Source organism: Biostraticola tofi (assembly GCF_004343195.1).
Classification (GTDB): Bacteria; Pseudomonadota; Gammaproteobacteria; order Enterobacterales; family Enterobacteriaceae; genus Biostraticola; species Biostraticola tofi.
This window is the reverse complement of record NZ_SMCR01000015.1, coordinates 19,425-37,383: the sequence shown is the minus strand read 5'-3', so window position 1 is coordinate 37,383 and position 17,959 is coordinate 19,425. Positions and strand designations below refer to the sequence as shown.

17 protein-coding genes are annotated in these 17,959 nt (G+C 56.8%); 3 read left to right on the top strand and 14 right to left on the bottom strand.

Translation table 11 applies throughout. The features are described 5' to 3' along the window. Positions 1–9: 9 nt before the first annotated feature. The 4 genes from prfB to xerD form a co-directional block, all read right to left on the bottom strand. Positions 10–1,108, bottom strand: a protein-coding gene (prfB, locus tag EDC52_RS18745) for a peptide chain release factor 2 (protein WP_131867726.1) whose coding sequence is annotated in 2 segments (ribosomal slippage) — positions 10–1,032 and positions 1,034–1,108 — 1,098 coding nt in all. Because the reading frame shifts where the segments join, the coding sequence is not laid out codon by codon here. Positions 1,109–1,193: 85 nt separating this feature from the next. After that, positions 1,194–2,927: a single-stranded-DNA-specific exonuclease RecJ gene (gene recJ, locus EDC52_RS18740; RefSeq protein ID WP_131867724.1), complete on the bottom strand. Its 1,734-nt coding sequence runs from the start codon at positions 2,925–2,927 to the stop codon at positions 1,194–1,196. Between the two features lie 8 nt (positions 2,928–2,935). Further along, on the bottom strand, positions 2,936–3,652 hold the full coding sequence (dsbC, locus tag EDC52_RS18735; RefSeq protein WP_131867722.1) for a bifunctional protein-disulfide isomerase/oxidoreductase DsbC: 717 nt from the start codon (positions 3,650–3,652) through the stop codon (positions 2,936–2,938). A gap of 79 nt (positions 3,653–3,731) precedes the next feature. Then, a complete protein-coding gene (gene xerD, locus EDC52_RS18730) occupies positions 3,732–4,631 on the bottom strand; it encodes a site-specific tyrosine recombinase XerD (RefSeq protein WP_131867760.1) in 900 nt (299 codons plus the stop codon). Between the two features lie 102 nt (positions 4,632–4,733). On the opposite strand from xerD, the gene fldB reads away from it, so the two are divergent. Next, positions 4,734–5,252 carry a flavodoxin FldB gene (gene fldB / locus EDC52_RS18725; protein ID WP_131867720.1) on the top strand — a complete coding sequence of 173 codons (519 nt, stop codon included), beginning with the start codon at positions 4,734–4,736 and terminating at the stop codon, positions 5,250–5,252. A gap of 22 nt (positions 5,253–5,274) precedes the next feature. On the opposite strand, the gene EDC52_RS18720 is transcribed toward fldB, so the two are convergent. Then, on the bottom strand, positions 5,275–5,697 hold the full coding sequence (locus tag EDC52_RS18720; RefSeq protein ID WP_131867718.1) for a protein YgfX: 423 nt from the start codon (positions 5,695–5,697) through the stop codon (positions 5,275–5,277). Continuing rightward, entirely contained in the window at positions 5,678–5,944 is a 267-nt protein-coding gene (gene sdhE / locus EDC52_RS18715) for an FAD assembly factor SdhE (protein ID WP_131867716.1), read from the bottom strand. The genes EDC52_RS18720 and sdhE overlap by 20 nt, the downstream gene beginning before the upstream one ends. Positions 5,945–6,159: 215 nt before the next feature. On the opposite strand from sdhE, the gene ygfZ reads away from it, so the two are divergent. Beyond that, positions 6,160–7,143 carry a tRNA-modifying protein YgfZ gene (gene ygfZ / locus EDC52_RS18710; RefSeq protein WP_131867714.1) on the top strand — a complete coding sequence of 328 codons (984 nt, stop codon included), beginning with the start codon at positions 6,160–6,162 and terminating at the stop codon, positions 7,141–7,143. 189 nt (positions 7,144–7,332) lie between these two features. On the opposite strand, the gene trhA is transcribed toward ygfZ, so the two are convergent. Further along, complete coding sequence (gene trhA / locus EDC52_RS18705) at positions 7,333–7,980, bottom strand: PAQR family membrane homeostasis protein TrhA (protein ID WP_131867712.1); 648 nt, start codon at positions 7,978–7,980, stop codon at positions 7,333–7,335. Between the two features lie 202 nt (positions 7,981–8,182). On the opposite strand from trhA, the gene EDC52_RS18700 reads away from it, so the two are divergent. Continuing rightward, a complete protein-coding gene (locus EDC52_RS18700; protein WP_131867710.1) occupies positions 8,183–8,791 on the top strand; it encodes an HD domain-containing protein in 609 nt (202 codons plus the stop codon). Positions 8,792–9,020: 229 nt separating this feature from the next. Here EDC52_RS18700 and gcvP read toward each other — a convergent pair whose 3' ends face one another. The 7 genes from gcvP to EDC52_RS19915 all read right to left on the bottom strand — a co-directional run bounded on the left by gcvP (position 9,021) and on the right by EDC52_RS19915 (position 17,913). Then, a complete protein-coding gene (gene gcvP / locus EDC52_RS18695) occupies positions 9,021–11,885 on the bottom strand; it encodes an aminomethyl-transferring glycine dehydrogenase (RefSeq protein ID WP_131867708.1) in 2,865 nt (954 codons plus the stop codon). Between the two features lie 81 nt (positions 11,886–11,966). Continuing rightward, entirely contained in the window at positions 11,967–12,365 is a 399-nt protein-coding gene (gene gcvH, locus EDC52_RS18690; RefSeq protein WP_131867706.1) for a glycine cleavage system protein GcvH, read from the bottom strand. Positions 12,366–12,392: 27 nt separating this feature from the next. Next, positions 12,393–13,493, bottom strand: a complete 1,101-nt coding sequence (gene gcvT, locus EDC52_RS18685) for a glycine cleavage system aminomethyltransferase GcvT (protein WP_131867704.1) — start codon at positions 13,491–13,493, stop codon at positions 12,393–12,395. Between the two features lie 400 nt (positions 13,494–13,893). Next, positions 13,894–15,117 carry an FAD-dependent 2-octaprenylphenol hydroxylase gene (gene ubiI, locus EDC52_RS18680; protein WP_131867702.1) on the bottom strand — a complete coding sequence of 408 codons (1,224 nt, stop codon included), beginning with the start codon at positions 15,115–15,117 and terminating at the stop codon, positions 13,894–13,896. A gap of 31 nt (positions 15,118–15,148) precedes the next feature. After that, the gene (ubiH, locus tag EDC52_RS18675; protein ID WP_131867700.1) at positions 15,149–16,327 is read right to left on the bottom strand and encodes a 2-octaprenyl-6-methoxyphenyl hydroxylase; all 1,179 of its coding nucleotides are present in this window, start codon (positions 16,325–16,327) and stop codon (positions 15,149–15,151) included. Between the two features lie 3 nt (positions 16,328–16,330). Further along, complete coding sequence (gene pepP, locus EDC52_RS18670) at positions 16,331–17,644, bottom strand: Xaa-Pro aminopeptidase (protein ID WP_131867698.1); 1,314 nt, start codon at positions 17,642–17,644, stop codon at positions 16,331–16,333. Beyond that, on the bottom strand, positions 17,644–17,913 hold the full coding sequence (locus EDC52_RS19915) for a hypothetical protein (protein WP_165911766.1): 270 nt from the start codon (positions 17,911–17,913) through the stop codon (positions 17,644–17,646). Before EDC52_RS19915 ends, pepP begins: the two co-directional genes overlap by 1 nt. Positions 17,914–17,959 lie beyond the last annotated feature (46 nt).

The window sequence follows — 17,959 nt, the reverse complement described above, 5'->3', positions numbered from 1 at the left end:
CTTGGTTCCTCATAGCCCGGCTTTGAGACTGGCTTCGATAAATTTATCCAGATCGCCATCCAGTACCGCTTGCGTATTACGGGTTTCGACACCGGTGCGCAAGTCTTTGATACGTGAATCGTCCAGGACATAGGAACGGATCTGGCTGCCCCAGCCGATATCCGATTTGGTATCTTCCAGCGCCTGTTTCTCGGCGTTTTTCTTTTGCATCTCAAATTCATAAAGCTTGGCTTTAAGCTGCTTCATCGCCTGATCTTTGTTCTTATGCTGGGAGCGGTCATTCTGGCACTGGGTAACGATATTGGTCGGCAAGTGGGTAATCCGCACCGCGGACTCAGTCCGGTTGACGTGCTGGCCACCGGCACCAGAGGCACGGTAGACGTCGATACGCAGATCGGCCGGGTTGATTTCGATATCAATATCATCATCCACTTCCGGGTAAACAAACGCCGAGCTGAAAGAGGTATGACGGCGGCCGCCGGAGTCAAACGGGCTTTTACGCACCAGGCGATGCACGCCGGTTTCGGTACGCAGCCAGCCAAAAGCGTAATCGCCGATGATCTTGATGGTAACTGACTTGATGCCGGCCACTTCACCGTCGGACTCTTCGATGATTTCGGTCTTGAAGCCCTTGGCTTCAGCCCAGCGCAGGTACATGCGCAGCAGCATGCTGGCCCAGTCCTGCGCTTCAGTGCCGCCGGAACCGGCCTGGATATCCAGGTAGCAATCGGCGCTGTCGTATTCGCCGGCAAACATGCGGCGGAATTCCAGCTGGCCCAGCTTGTTCTCGAGCTGGTCCAGTTCGGCCTGGGTTTCGTTGAAGGTGTCTTCGTCGTCTTCTTCCACCGCCAGTTCCAGCAGGCCGGCGACATCATCCAGGCCCTGAGTCATCTGATCGATGGTATCGACTATCGCTTCCAGGGAAGAACGTTCCTTGCCCAGCGCCTGAGCGCGTTCAGGTTCGTTCCAGACATCAGGCTGTTCAAGCTCGGCGTTTACTTCTTCAAGGCGTTCTTGCTTGAGATCGTAGTCAAAGATACCCCCTCAGAACAGCCGTCCTTTCAGACAGGTCCTGAATACGGTTTTTTACCGGATTAATTTCAAACATGGATTAGTTAGCTCTTAAGAGAGATGGAGTGCGTATGATCCGGCTATTCTAACGGATCCGCAGTCATCTTTGTAGTATCTTGCAATTACTGTGGCCACAGATGCTGGATTAATAATTGCACATTGCGATTGCCGCGGTATTCATTAACGTCCAGCCGATAGGCCAGTTCAACGGTGTTGATACTGTTATCCGGCCAGAGGCGGGTATCGACATTAAAAGCGATACCATCCAGCAGCGGCCCACCGCCCAGGGGTTCAACCATCAGCTTGAGGTGTTTCTCACCCACCAGCTTCTGCTGTAAAACCTTGAATTTGCCGTCAAACAGCGGTTCAGGGAATGCCTGCCCCCAAGGTCCGCCTTCGCGCAGCAGCTCAGCGGTGGCGAGGGACAACTCCATGGCGCTGAGTTGGCCATCGGACCAGATAACCCCGTCCAGCATTGACGGGTCCAGCCATTCGTTGACCAGACTGGCAAAGCGCTGCCTGAAAAGGTCGAACTGGCCTGGTTCCAGGGTGAGTCCGGCTGCCATCGCGTGGCCGCCAAATTTTTGCATCATGCCGGGGTATAGGGTATCCAGCCGCTCCAGCAAATCGCGCATATGCAGCCCGGCAATCGAGCGACCGGAGCCTTTGAGCAGCCCATCCCCTGCCGGAGCGAAAGCGATAACCGGTCGATGAAAGCGCTCTTTGATGCGCGAGGCCAGAATCCCCACGACGCCCTGATGCCACTGGTCATGGTAGATAGCCAGGCCATAGGGCATTTCTGCCCGGGTTTGCTCCATACTGCTGCATAGCGCCAGGGCTTCGGCTTCCATACCCTGTTCGATTTCCCGGCGAGTCTGGTTCAAGGCATCCAGTTCAGCGGCCAGCATTCTGGCTTCCGCCTGGTTATCGGTCAGCAACAGCGACACGCCGACCGACATGTCATCCAGCCTGCCGGCCGCATTCAGGCGCGGCCCCAGGGCAAAACCCAGATCTGAGGAACCCAGGCGCGAAATATCGCGGTTTGCCACTTCGGCCAGCGCGCGGATACCGGGCCGGCAGTAGCCGGCGCGGATACGGCTGATGCCCTGATGGACCAGAATACGGTTATTGGCGTCCAGCGGGACCACATCAGCCACCGTGCCCAGCGCCACCAGATCGAGCAGATTGGCAAGTTTGGGCGGCTGAAGGCCTTGCTCGGCAAACCAGCCGCTGGCCGATAGCTTTGCCCGCAAGGCCAGCATTAGATAGAAAGCCACGCCGACGCCGGCCAGGGACTTTGATGCAAATTCACAGCCAACCAGATTGGGGTTAACAATCGCATCCGCCGCCGGCAGGGTTTCGCCAGGCAGATGGTGGTCGGTCACCAGCACCGGGATACCCTTCTGGTGCGCCAGATCCACGCCGGCATGGGAGGAGATGCCGTTGTCGACGGTGACGATCATCTGGGCGCCGCGGGCAGCGGCCTGCTCAACGACTTCCGGACTCAGACCGTAGCCATCTTCGAACCGGTTTGGCACCAGAAAATCGACCTGCCGCGCCCCCATCTGACGCAGCGCCAGCACCATAAGCGAGGTACTGGTAGCGCCATCAGCGTCAAAGTCGCCGACGACCATCAGCCGGCGATTATCCGCCAGCGCGCCGACCAGCAACGCCACCGCGTCATCAATGCCGTTCAGGTCACGGTAATTGAGCAACCCGCTGACGCTACGCTCAAGCTCGGCGGGGCTGGTTATGCCGCGCTGGGCGTAGAGCCGTTTCAGCAGCGGATGAATCTCCCCGGCAATAACAGCCGTGTCGCCGGCTGGTCGGCGGCGTAATTCGGTTATGATTTTCACGGCTTTCCTTAGTCGCCGGTGACGTCACCCGTCGCTTGCTGAGCAAGCATGGCCGACAGTTCTTTCGGACTCTGATAACCCGGGATCAGGGTGCCGTCTTCCAGCAGCATGGCCGGTGTGCCCTGGATACCGTACTGTACGCCGAGGGTGTAATGTTTGCTGATGTCAGTTTTACAGGTGGCGGCAGATATCGCATCGCCCTGCATGGCTTTATCAAAAGCTTGATTCCGATTGGCGGTACACCAGATTGAGGTCATGTCTTTTTCCGCCTGAGAATTAAGTCCCTGACGCGGGAAAGCAAGATAGCGAAGGGTGATGCCCAGTTTATTGTATTCGTCTATCTGCTCATGAAGCTTGTGGCAATAGCCGCAGGTGATATCGGTGAAGACGGTAACCACATGCTTTTCCTGCGGCGCTTTATAGATAATCATCTCGTTTTGCAGCGCGTTCAGCCGCTTGGCCAGCAACTGATTGGTGGTATTGACCGGATGGTTGCCGGCGACGTCGAACATCGGTCCCTGGATGATATGCCGTCCGTCATCAGAAACGTACAGCACACCGCTGTCGGTCAGGACGGTTTTCAAACCGGCCACGGGTGAAGGCTGGATATCGACATGATGGACGCCGAGTCGGTCGAGTGAATGAGAAATGGCTGCATCATCGGCATGGGTCAGGCTTGAAAATGCCAGCGCAGCGAAAGAGAGCAGTACCAGGGTTTTGTTCATTTTAAAAATCCTTATTTCTGAGCCCGGGTAAGGGTAAAGTCATTGCAGACACCGTCAGTCCGCGCCAGTGCGATGCTGTTTATGCGCGGGGATGATGCTGCTGATGTAAGAGTTTCAGTCGTTCGGTGGCCACGTGGGTGTAGATTTGCGTGGTGGAGAGATCGCTGTGTCCCAGCAAAAGCTGTACCACACGTAAATCGGCTCCGTGATTCAACAGATGAGTCGCAAAAGCATGACGCAACACATGCGGAGATAAACGCTCGCTGTCGATGCCGGCAAGGATCGCATAATGCTTGATACGATGCCAGAAGGTCTGTCGGGTCATTTGCCGGCTTCGGTTACTGGGGAACAGCACATCCAGGCTTTGCCCGTTCATCAACCACGGGCGGCCGTGTTCCAGATAATACTCTATCCAGTACACCGCCTCCTCGCCGAGGGGGACCAGCCGCTCCTTATTGCCCTTGCCGATAACCCTCACCACTCCCTGGCGCAGGCTGACGTCGCTCAGGGTCAATCCGACCAGCTCAGAAACGCGCAGTCCGGTGGCATACAGCAGTTCAAGCATCGCCTTATCGCGCAGTTCAATGGGCTGGTCGATGGCGGGGGCTTCCAGCAGGGCGCTTACCTGGGATTCGCTCAGGTCTTTAGGCAGCCGCTGGGGCAGTTTAGGCGCAGCCAGGCCGGCGCAAGGATCATCATCCCGTTGCTTTTCCCGATAAAGATATAAAAAAAAGCGGCGCATGGCGCTGAGCAGGCGCGCAGAACTTGTGGCCTTGAAGCCTTTATCCAGCCTCTCGGCCAGGAAAGCCTGTAAATCCGCAGCCCCGGCATGGATAAAATCAACCTGGTTGCGCTTTAGCCATTCAGCAAGGGTCTGAAGATCCTGCCGATAGGCCGATAACGTGTTCTCAGCCAGGTTGCGCTCAAGCCATAACGCGTCGAGAAATTGCTCTATGAATGCATGATCCTGCTGCTGCATGTGTTCCCCGTTCTGGTTTATCGCCAGTGTCATTATGCCTGATGAAGCGACAAATCTGGTACACTTGATGTCATCAGGTTGCCAGGAAGAGTATGAGTAAAAATGAAAGTCGGTTTGTTTTATGGATCCAGTACCTGCTATACCGAAATGGCCGCCGAGAAAATCCGCGATATTCTCGGAGAGGAATGGGTTGAGCTGCACAATATCAAAGACGTCTCCCCCACGCTATTTGAACAGTATAACGTACTGATTCTGGGGATTCCTACCTGGGATTTCGGCGAGATACAGGAAGATTGGGATGCGGTCTGGTCGACCCTTTCCGGGCTGGACCTCTCAGGTAAAATCATTGCCCTCTACGGTATGGGCGATCAGTTGGGCTATGGCGAGTGGTTTCTGGATGCCCTGGGCTATCTGCATGATGTGCTCAAACCCAGCGGAGCGCAGTTTATCGGCTACTGGCCTACCGCCGGCTATGAATTTACCAGCCCCAAGGCGGTGACGCCGGACGGTAAGCATTTCGTCGGGCTGGCGCTGGACGAAGTCAACCAGTACGATTTGAGTGATGAAAGGCTGCAGCAATGGTGTGAGCAGATCCTAACCGAAATGGCGGAACTGCTCTAGGTTGAAATGAAAACCGTGCGGCTCAGTCCAGGTCTGAGGTCCTGGTCGGCTGGTTTAGCAGGATATGCCGCAGGCTGCGCCACTCCTCTTTGTCCATGCTGTCTGCCGCCAGCCACAGGCGGCGTTTCTTGCCGCTATCGACCTGACGCAGCGACAGCAGCATACCGCCTTTAAGCATCCAGGCCTGACGGGTCAGCCCCCACTCCTGACCATGCCAGTTGAGTCTCCTTTCACCGGTTAATATCAGCTCGCCGCGACAGGCCATGATGCTCCGCTGACTGCGGATGCATTCAAATACCACCAGCAGCACCAGTGTCAGCCAGAGCGGGCCGTAGTTTTCCGGCCACGGGGACAGCAGGATTAGCAACAGCAGGATGCCGTGGGCTGCCAGCGAAAAAATCTGACTGCGCCAGGAAACGCGCAGGTCACATCGCCAGAGGGCCACGGGCTTTATTTCGCTGTTGTATCAGGTTGATCATTTTCTTCAGTCCGTCATCGGCAGGTTCGCCGTGGTTCATCAGCCAGTTGAACAAATCCGGGTCGTCGCACTCCAGCAGGCGGATAAACAGTTTTTTGTCTTCGGTGCAAAGACCATCATAGTCATGGTCGAAAAAAGGCATTATCGAAATATCCAATTCGCGCATTCCGCGGCGGCAGGCCCAGTGAACACGCGCTTTATTATCGATATCCATAGTGATCCTTTACTCGGTAACCTTAAAGAATGGGGCACAGTTTACCGTGTTTTACTCGGGTTTATTATATAAAAGGACACATTTCGACATGTTCTGCCGCGGGGTTTGACGGATAAGGGCACAAATGAACACATAACGACCACAATAACCGCTTGCAAACCCGGAAGGGTCTTTTACCATTAGGTTATTGTTTTTCCTCTACACAGGAATACCTCATGTCGTCACCCGTCGCTATTGAAAGCGGTTTACCCAAGCCCGCAGCCGAACTTCCCCTGACGTTGATTTCGCTCGATGATTGGGCCCTGGTCACCGCCAGCGGTGCGGAAGCGGTCAAATATCTCCAGGGCCAGCTTACCTGCGATGTAGCCGCCATCGGCGATCATCAGCATGTGATTGCCGCGCATTGCGACGCCAAAGGCAAAATGTGGAGTACCTTGCGTCTGTTTCATCACCAGGGCGCTATGGCCTATATTGAACGCCGGGCGCTCAGAGAGACGCAGCTTACTGAAATCAAAAAGTATGCCGTCTTCTCTAAAATCACCTTTACCGCCGACGATAATCATTTGCTGATTGGCGTCGCCGGTCAGCAGGCCCGCCAGGCATTGAGGGAAGTGTTCCAGACCTTGCCCGATGCGCTTAATCAGGTTGTCGAGCAGCAGGACACCACCCTGCTCCATTTTAGCCATCCGGCTGAGCGTTTTTTACTGGTCACCACCCCAGCGCGTTTGGAAACTCTGCAGGCTGCCCTGGCGGGTAAGGCTGCCGAGGCCGATAGCCGTCAATGGCTGGCGCTGGACATCGAGGCTGGCCTGCCGGTCATCGACAGCGTGAACAGCGTGCAGTTCATCCCCCAGGCCACCAATCTTCAGGCGCTGGAAGGAATAAGCTTTAGCAAAGGCTGCTATGCCGGCCAGGAAATGGTGGCCCGGGCAAAGTACCGCGGCGCCAACAAGCGAGCCCTTTACTGGCTGGCGGGCACCGCCCATCGCCTGCCTGAAGCTGGAGAGGACCTGGAATTGCAGTTAGGGGAAAACTGGCGCCGGACCGGTACCATCCTGGCCGCCTGCCGGCTGGCCGATGACCGCGTCTGGCTGCAGGCGGTACTCAATAACGATCTTGAGGCCGGCAGCAGGCTACGGGTCAAGGATGATGTAGCCGGCGCGCTGACTATCCAGCCGCTGCCTTACCTGCTGGACTGAAGGCAGGCTGATGTGAGAATGCAGCCTGACACTATGGCAGGCTGGTTCATGAATGCAGCGTTGTGCCAAGGCGGCTGATCCTTGAATGCAGCCTTGTGCCAGGGCGGCTGGTTCATGAATGCAGCCTGACACTATGGCAGCTTTGGCCCATAACGCAGCCTGATCCCTGCCTTTATGGCGGGGATCACCTCAAACGTACAGATAAATAGACAGAAAATGGCACAGACTGCCGCCAAGCACAAAGCCGTGCCAGATGGCATGATTATAGGGTATCCGTTCGCAGACATAGAACACCACGCCCAAGGTATAAATAATCCCCCCCGCCGCCAGCAAGGCAATCCCACCTGCAGGCAGGCGCAGCGCTAGCTGGTAGATGACCACCAGCGACAGCCAGCCCATCCCGACATAGGTTATCAGCGACAGGACCTTGAACCGATGGGAAAACAGCAATTTGAATACCACTCCCAGCAGCGCCATCCCCCAAATGACCCACATCAGCCCTTTTGCCAGCGGCGAGTTCAGGCCCACCAGCAGAAACGGCGTGTAGGTGCCGGCGATCAGCAGATAAATAGCGCAGTGATCCAGTTTTTTCAGCCATCGCTTGGCCGGTGGATGTCCGATGGCATGGTACAGGGTTGATGCCAGATACAGCAGAATAATGCTGCCGCCATAGAGGCTGTAGCTGGTAATGGCGGTGATACTTGCGCCGGTCTCGCCGGCCTGATCCAGCATCAACACCAGGCCGATGATGCCCAGCACTACCCCGATACCGTGGCTGATGCTATTAGCGATTTCTTCAGCCAGCGTATAACTGTTAGCTAATAGTTTGTCAGACATTAAAATAATTTCCTCAAATTTATCAACCTTAAATTGCAACGCACAGTCAACAGCTACTCTAACCCGCACCAGGTTCAGTGTACATCTGTAAGCTTAAATTTAATGTGAGCGGTTATGTTTAAAGCATCGGCGATTAAACATTCGAAAAGCAGCGGCAGATGGCTTAAAATAGCCCACTTTAATGGAGTTAGGCGGAGGAAACATGGCCGAGAAATTACCTGCACTGGCATTTGGGGAATTAACCGATGTCGTAAGATTCCTGATGGAAATCGACAAGCTGAAAAGCATCCAGCGCCGCACCAAAGTGCTCGGCACCGATCGCCAGGAAAATACCGCTGAACATAGCTGGCATTTCGCGGTGGCGGTTATGGCATTGGCCCCCTATGCCGGTGACCAGGTTGATATATTCAAAGTACTGAAAATGGCCGTTATCCACGATATCGTCGAGATAGATGCGGGTGATGTGCTGGTATACGATTTGGTTGCCCGCCAGGCGATACACAGCGAAGAAGAAGCGGCGGCGATAAGGTTGTTCGGCATGCTGCCGGATGCCCAGGGGAAAGAATTTCATCATCTCTGGCACGAGTACGAAGCCGGCGAAAGCGCCGAAGCTCAATTTGCCTTGATGATTGACCGCCTGATGCCGGTACTGATGAACCTGCATAACCAGGGGCAAAGCTGGGTTGAAAACGGCATCCGCCTGGAACAGGTGCTGTCGCGCAATGCGTTTATCGCCGATGTTTACCCGGCGCTATGGGATCACTTGAAAAACCACCTGGACAAGGCTCACCAGAGCGGCTGGCTGAAATAAGCCCGCCTTTGAGCAGTTGTTCGCTATGGCACTATCACGTCGCGATTAGGGTGTACTTTACATCATTCCGTTTAGTGGCTTTGAAGCACTTTTAGTGATGAATTTCTGAGTGCTTGCCAGCAATACTGCCTGATGAATACCTCCGGATGATATGCTTGCACAGGTGTTGATAATGACACTGCCAGCCCGGCATGCCTGCTAAGCCGGACTGACAGCCTGCCCCCTTCTGCTACTGATAATCGCTAACCGGCACGCAGGCGCAGAACACATTGCGGTCGCCGTAGACATCATCCAGCCGTTTTACCGTTGGCCAGTATTTGTCACCGAAACCGGCCGGGAATGCGGCAATTTCGCGGCTGTATGGATGAGACCACTCTCCGGCCAGTTCGGCCTGGGTATGCGGCGCATTGACCAGCGGGTTATCCTCGGCGGGCCATTCACCCTTAGCCACCTGCTGGATTTCCGCCCGGATGGCCAGCATCGCGTCGATAAAGCGATCCAGCTCAGTCTGGCTTTCGGATTCAGTCGGCTCCACCATCAGGGTGCCGGCCACCGGGAAAGACATGGTCGGGGCATGGAAACCGTAATCAATCAGCCGCTTGGCGATATCCATTTCACTGATGCCGCTCATCTCCTTAAGCTCACGAATATCCAGGATACATTCATGAGCCACCCGGCCATCGCGCCCGGTATACAGCACCGGGTAAGACGACTGCAGACGGCTGGCGATATAGTTGGCATTCAGAATCGCCACCTGGCTGGCCCGTTTCAGGCCCTGGGCTCCCATCATGCGGATGTACATCCAGCTTATCGGCAGGATCGATGCGCTGCCGAACGGCGCGGCTGAAACCGCCCCCTGCCGGGTCAGGATATCGTCGATCTGCACCACTGCATGGCCCGGCACAAAAGGTGCCAGATGGGCTTTTACGCCAATCGGCCCCATGCCCGGTCCGCCGCCGCCGTGCGGGATACAAAACGTTTTGTGCAGATTCAGGTGGGACACGTCGGCACCGATATAGCCGGGAGAGGTAATTCCCACCTGAGCATTCATATTGGCCCCGTCCAGATACACTTGACCGCCGTACTGATGGACTATCTGGCAGACTTCCCGGATGGTCTCTTCATAAACGCCGTGGGTGGAAGGATAAGTCACCATGATGCAGGAGAGCTTATCCCCTGCCTGCTCGGCCTTCTGACGCAGATCATGCAGATCAATATTGCCGTTTTTATCGCAGGCCACCACCAGCACCGACATCCCCGCCATCTGGGCGGAAGCCGGGTTGGTGCCATGGGCGGAACTCGGAATCAGGCAGATGGTGCGCTCAGCATCATTGCGGCTTTCGTGATAGCGGCGAATCGCCAGCAGACCGGCATATTCCCCCTGGGCGCCAGAGTTAGGCTGCATGCAAAGCGCGTCATAACCGGTCAGTTGAACCAACCAGCGTGACAGCTGACTGATCATCTGCTGATAGCCAGCCGCCTGTTCGGCCGGGCAGAATGGGTGCAGCTCGGCAAACTCGGGCCAGGTAATAGGGATCATCTCGGCCGCGGCGTTCAATTTCATGGTGCATGAACCCAAGGGGATCATCGCCTGGTTCAGCGCCAGGTCTTTGCGCTCCAGCTTGTGCATGTAGCGCATCATCTCGGTTTCGCTATGATAGCGGTTAAACACCGGGTGACTCAGGATCGGGCTTTGGCGCAGCAGTTCAGCCGGAATAATCGGCTGGACAGCGGCATCCAGGTCGTCGATAGCCAATGGCTGATCGCTGCCGGTAAGGAGGGCGAACAACTGGGCGATATCTTCACGACCGGTGGTTTCATCAAGCGTCATGCCTACCGCGCCGTGGATATCGCTGCGCAGGTTGATGCCCGCGGCCAGAGCCCGGTTCAATACCGCGGCCTTGTCGGCGACCTCGACGGTCAGCGTATCGAACCAGGTGGCGTGGCGCAGCCTCAGTCCAGCCGCTGTCAGGCCGGCGGCCAGGACAGCGGTCAGCCGATGAATGCGGCCGGCAATGCGTTTAAGGCCGGCCGGACCATGGTATACCGCATACAGCCCGGCGATATTGGCCAACAACACCTGTGAGGTACAGATATTGGAGTTGGCCTTTTCGCGGCGGATATGCTGCTCGCGGGTCTGCATGGCCATACGCAAGGCGGTGTTGCCGGCGGCGTCTTTGGACACACCGATGATGCGGCCAGGCATCGAACGCTTGACTTCATCCCGGGCGGCAAAGAAGGCCGCATGAGGGCCGCCGTAGCCCATAGGCACGCCGAAACGCTGGGAGGAACCGAATACCACATCGGCCCCCTGCTCGCCTGGCGCCGCCAGCCACACCAGCGCCATGATGTCGGCCGCCAGGCAACTGATGATTTTGCGGGCCTTGAGCTCGGCAAACAGGGAACGGTAGTCATGGAGCTCGCCGGTGGTGCCGACCTGTTGCAGCAGCACGCCGAAGACGTCCCGATGCTCAAGCACCTTTTCGGCTTTATCGATAATCAATTCAAAACCAAAGGTGCCGGCCCGAGTACGCACCACGTCCAGCGTCTGGGGATGAATATCATCAGCCACGAAAAAACGGTTGGCCTGCTTGAGCTTGCTGGCGCGCTTGGCCAGGGACATGGCTTCTGCCGCAGCGGTGGCTTCATCCAGCAAGGATGCCGAGGCGATATCAAGCCCGGTCAGGTCGAGGGTCAGTTGCTGGAAGTTGAGCAGCGCTTCCAGCCGGCCCTGGGAAACCTCGGGCTGATAAGGGGTATAGGCAGTGTACCAGCCCGGATTTTCCAGCATATTGCGCAGGATCACCGGTGGCGTGATGACCGCGCTGTAACCCATGCCGATGTAATTCCTGAAACGCTGGTTCTGGCCGGCAATGGCCTTCAGCTCTGCCAGGGCCTGGGATTCAGTCGCCGCATCACCCACTGCAGGCGGTTCGGCCAGCTGAATGTCGGCGGGGACGATTTGTCCGATTAGCGCATCAAGGGTAGCGGCGCCGACGGCTGAAAGCATATGCGCCTGCTGCTGCGCTGATGGGCCGATATGACGCTCGGTAAACGCGTCATGATGTTCAAGCTGGCTGAGAGTCTGGGTCATTGACAACAATTCCTGCATCGGGCATGGGAAACAATATAGGGTGACCGGCGTCCCGGACTTTACCGCCCGGGACAGACCGTTTTAATGATCTTCTTCGTCTAGGGTGGCCAGGTAGCCTTCGGCATCCAGCAGTTCAGCGAGTTCGGTTTCATCGCCTGCTTTAATGCGAAACAGCCAGCCATCGGTGTAAGGCGCGCTGTTGACCAGTTCAGGCGAGCCGTCCAGATCTTCGTTTATCGCCACGATTTCGCCGCTTATCGGCGCGTAGATATCGGAAGCGGCCTTAACAGATTCGGCTACCGCGCAGTCATCACCGGCGGAGAAGGCAGTGCCGACCTCAGGCAGATCGAGGAATACCATGTCGCCCAGCAGTTCCTGGGCATGTTCGGTAATCCCGACGCTGTAAACGCCATTGCCTTCGGCCAGTACCCATTCATGGGACGCGGTGTATTTCAATTCTGTCGGCACATTGCTGCTCATCGCCATTCTCACCTATTGCAAAGTTAATTATTGTGCGACCGGTTTTCCGGCGCGGACAAAACCAGGTTTGGTCACCTTGACCGGCATCTGCCGATTACGGATGGTTACTATCGCTTCGCTGCCGATGCCGGCTGGCACACGGGCAAGGCCGATGCTGAATCCAAGCGTCGGGGAAAAAGACCCGCTGGTGATAACGCCTTCATGCCTATTACCGTCTGCATCGGAAAAATGCACCGGCAACCCTTGGCGCAGTACCCCCTTCTCAGTCAGTATCAGACCGACCAGTTGTTCGCCGCTACCGGCGCTACGCTGCACTTCGAGCGCTGCACGGCCGATAAAGTCACGGTCTTCCGGCTGCCAGCTGATGGTCCAACCCATATTGGCCGCCAGAGGAGAGATGCCTTCGTCCATTTCCTGTCCGTACAGATTCATTCCGGCTTCAAGGCGCAGGGTATCCCGCGCCCCCAGGCCACAGGGCTTGACGCCGGCAGCCAGCAACCGCTGCCAGAAATCGGCGGCAGCGTTCGCCGGCAGAGCGATTTCAAAGCCTGCTTCGCCGGTGTAGCCGGTAGTGGCAATAAACAGATCCCCTGCCTGGACGCCGAAGAAAGGTTTCATACCTTCCACCGCCGTCCGTTGTTCAGCGCTAAACAGCGTCTTGGCGCGCGACTGGGCCTGAGGCCCCTGTACCGCGAGCAGCGCCAGATCATCGCGAACGGTAATATCGACCAGGAAAGGTTGGGCATGGCGGGTTATCCAGTCGACGTCTTTTTCACGCGTGGCGGAGTTGACCACCAGGCGGAATTCGGTGTCGGCCAGGTAGTACACAATCAAATCATCGATTACGCCGCCGGAAGCATTAAGCATTCCGCTGTACAGCGCCTTGCCGGGCTGGGTCAGTCTGGCGACGTCGTTCGCCAGCAGATAGCGCAAGAAGTCACGGGTACGTGGCCCCTTGAGATCAATGATGGTCATGTGGGAGACATCGAACATGCCGGCATCGCGGCGGACCTGATGATGTTCTTCCAACTGGGATCCGTAGTGCAGTGGCATCATCCAACCGTGGAAATCCACCATTTTGGCGCCACTGGCAATATGCTTTTCATACAGCGGGGTCTGCTGTGTCATCTTTGCTCTCTTATTCCAGATAAGACGATAACTCACCGATTCAGCGTTGCGGCGCAGACCACAATCAGGCGGGTGTAAGCTTGGAAACCCGATCAGGGCGGCGGCTCGAGCCCCGGATGCGGCGCGCACGCAAACGATACCTTTTTGCCAGAAGTTATCACCTATGCATAGGTATAACCATAAATAAAATTATCATCGACCCAGGCGCTGTTTGTCGAGAGAACAATGGCACATCAGGTGTTTTATGCTGGCAAAACCCCTTTTACAGAGCATAATCAAGCAATGAACCATCTTAACAGTGAAGCTTGATCACAAAAATCGCCACTTTTCATGTTTTTAACATAGTGGGGTTTTTCTTCAGATTAGAAAATGTAATCCAAAAATAGAGGTGAAATTAGAATTAATCAGTCAAAGCGGCGGGCTCTTCCAGCCACTCCGGCAGATCATTGAGACCCATGGCCTGCCGGATAAAACGCGGCTTGGCCCCGGGCAGCGTATCGGCCAGCCGTAAACCGGCATCCCGCACCCATTTTTTCACCGGATGGCTGCCGGCAAACAATTCACGAAAACCCTGCATGCCGGCCAGTAGTGTGGCGGCGCTGTATTTGCGCCGGCGCTCATAGCGCCTGAGCCAGGGGTAATGTCCAATGTCTTTGCCGGCTGTTTGCAGCCGCCGCAGTTCGCCGATAAGCTCCGCCACATCCATAAAACCCAGGTTTACCCCCTGGCCCGCCAGCGGATGGACCGTATGAGCGGCGTCGCCGACCAGCACCAGCCGATGCGCAGCAAAATCACGGGCATAGCGGCCGGTCAGCGGAAATGTCAGCCGTTCACTCTCAAGCTTGCACAGCCCGAGAGCCAGGTTGAAATGGATCGCCAACTGGGCGTTGAACCGGTCTTCGGGCAGGGCCGACATCTGCTCAGCCATCAGCGGCGGCAACGACCAGACGATAGAGCTGAGATGAGGGTCGCCAAGCGGCAGAAAGGCCAGAATGCCCTCGCCATGAAACACCTGACGGGCGATCGACTGATGAGGCAGTTCGGTACGTATCGTCGCGACCAGCGCATGATGCTGGTAATCCCAGAACGTCAGTGGAATATGGGCATACTGCCGCAGCCAGGAATTGGCGCCATCGGCACCCACCACCAGCCGGGCGGTGAGCATCCGGCTATCATCCAGGGTGATGAAGGCCTCGTTTTCGCCCCAGGCGATCTTACTGATTACGGCGGGAGTGATCAGCGTCACCTCCGGCAGTTGGCTGGCCCGGCGCCACAGCGCCTGGAGAATAATTGGATTTTCAACGATATGCCCAAGCTGAGCATAACCGAGCTGATGGCCATCAAAGGCGATTTTGCCAAAGCTGTCCTGGTCCCAGACCTCCATCCCTTGATAAGGGCTGGCGCCGAGGGCGACAATATCATCCCACACCTGCAGACGCTGCAGCAGACGCTGGCTGGCGGCATTGATGGCAGAGACACGCAGCGCCGGCGTGTCGCCCGGTGCGATTGGGGCCTGCGCTTGCGGCTCAATGACCGCGACCCGCAATCCGGTACCCTGTAACCCGCAGGCCAGGGCCAGTCCGACCATCCCGCCACCGTTAATTACCACATCGTATGCTTGCATCGTTATTTCTGTCCTTACTTGCGGGCCGGCGCTAACGCGAGACCCATCCCAGAGTTTGCCGCGCCAGGGCGTCACGCAGCGACGACGAATTGGCCATGGTCATCAGGCCCAGATTGCGCGCCGCTACCAGCGGCATATGGTCGTTGGCAAACAGATGAATCAAGCCATCGGTGATGCCGACGGTGGCTCGCTTGTCCGCCAGCCGCCGCTGCTGATAGCGCTGCAATACCGGGAAGAAGCCCGGATCGCCGCCCTGGTTTACCACGTCGGCCACCGTCTCGGCCAGGGTCATCACATCGCGCAGGCCGAGGTTGAAGCCCTGGCCGGCGATGGGATGCAGCGTCTGGGCGGCGTTGCCCACCAGCGCCAGGCGATGGCTGATACAGCGATCGGCGGTGCGCAGATAAAGCGGATAATACTGGCGCTGGCCGACGGCGGTAATCTGGCCCAGCCGCCAGCCGAATGCCAACTGCAGGGCGGCGATAAACCGCTGGTCATCCCATTGGCTCAGTTCCTGCTGAAGTTTATTGTCCAGGCACCACACCAGCGAACTTCGTCCATTCGACATCGGCAGCAGCGCCAGGGGACCCTGCGAGGTAAAGCGTTCAAACGCCTGTCCCTGGTGAGGCAGCGCAGTCGTCACGTTGGCAATCACCGCCACCTGACGGTAGTCCTGCTGGCTCCACTGAATGCCGCACTGGCTTGCCACCGCCGAATGAGAACCGTCGGCGGCGATAACCAAATCGGCGGCCAGTTGCTCACCGTTATCCAGCGTGACCATCGCTGACTGCTGATGGCGCACGATGCCGCGTTGCCTGGCCGGGCAATGCAGCCTGACGCCCGGCGCTTTAGCCAGTAGTGAAAACAGGCGCTGACCGGCATCATGCAGCTCGACGACATAGCCCAACGCCGGCACCCGATAGTCGCGGGCAGCAAGATTGACTTTACCTGCATGCCCCTGGTCACTCACCTGCACTTGGGTGATCGACGTAGCGCAGGATCCCAGCGCCGGCCAGATGCCGATATCGGTTAATTGCTGACTGGTGCCGTAAGCCATGGCGATCGCCCTGGCGTCAAAGCCAGGATGTCGGCGACCCGACGGCTGTTCGGCTTCGATTAAATCTATCTGCAGCCGTCCGCCGGTAAGCCTGGACAGCGCCAGCGCGAGTGTGGCGCCGGCCATGCCGCCACCGATAATAATCACAGACATATGTTAATCTGCCGCCGCCATCAGTGCCTCAATGGCATCCGCATCCTTTACCACCGACGCCGTCAGGTTTTCACTGCCCGCCTCGGTAATCAGGATATTGTCTTCGATACGGATACCGATGCCGCGGTAGGACAGCGGCAAATCGGCCTCGTTAGGGATATACAGCCCGGGTTCGATAGTCAGCACCATGCCCGGCTCCAGGATACGTCCGCGCTCGGCGCAACCATAGTCCCCGACATCATGAACATCCAGTCCGAGCCAGTGGCTCAAGCCGTGCATATAGAAACGCCGGTGGGCCTGTTCACTGATGAGCTGGTCTACGTCGCCTTCAAGGATGCCCAGCCGCACCAGACCGGTGACCATGATGCGCACCACTTCGGCATTGACCTCCCTGATACTGGTGCCCGGCCCGAACAGCTTGTGGGCGGTGTCCAGACAATCAAGAACAATATCGTACACTTCCCGCTGTTCGGCGCTGAATTTGCCATTTACCGGAAAGGTACGCGTGATGTCGCCGGCGTAGTTATGGTATTCGCAGCCGGCATCTATCAGTACCAGCGAGCCGTCCTGCATCACCGATTCATTTTCGGTGTAATGCAGAATACAGCCATTTTCGCCGCTGCCGACGATGGTATTGTAGGAAGGCCAGCGGGCACCGTGCTGATTGAATTCATGTAAAATTTCGCCTTCGAGCTGGTATTCATACATGCCGGGGCGACAGGCACGCATAGCGCGTGTGTGCCCCAAAGCAGTGATTTCGCAGGCCTGGCGCATTACCGCTATTTCTTCAACTGATTTGTAAAGACGCAGCTCGTGCACCCAGGGGCGCCAGTCGACCACTGCAGATGGCGCCTGCAGGCTCTGGCGCTTGCCGCGGCGCAGTTTGTCCAGCGCCTCGAACAGAAGTTTATCGGCATAAGGATATTCACCCTGGGCATGGTAAACCACATCAAGGCCATTAAGTAGCAGATGCAGTTGATCATCGATTTCATCCCATGGCAGCGCGCGATCAACCGCAAGCCTGGCCGGTGCGGCATCCTGCCCCAGACGGCGTCCAAACCAGATCTCTGCCGTCAGATCGCGAACACGGTTAAAAAGGACGCTGTGGTGATGATTTTCATCGCTTTTGATCAGAATAAGCGCCGCTTCGGGTTCGTTGAAACCAGTGAAATACCAGAGGTCACTGCTTTGGCGATAAGGATATTCACTGTCGGCGTTACGCTGAGCCTCGGGGGCGGCGAAAATAATCGCGGCGCTGCCCGGTGCCATTTTTGCCAGTAATGCCTGACGACGGCGTAAATATTCTTGCTGGGTCATCACTTTCTCCCGCTCGCGTTAATAATAATCAATCCGGCACCCTCTCCGTGATGCCGGCATCCCTGGAATACCTGCAATGGCTGCAGCACCTGCAATGGCTGCAATGTCTGCAATGCCTGCAGCACCTGAAATGCCTGTAATGCCTGCAGCACCTGCAGCACCTGCAATGCCTTTAATGCCTGCAGCACCTGCAATGCCTGCAGCGCCTTTAATGTCGGCAATGGCTGTAATGTCTGTTGCCGGTATCGTTCGTTGCATTGACAATGCATCGTGACAAGCCGCCATCCGGGCAACGCTCGTGCAGGGTGAAAAGGC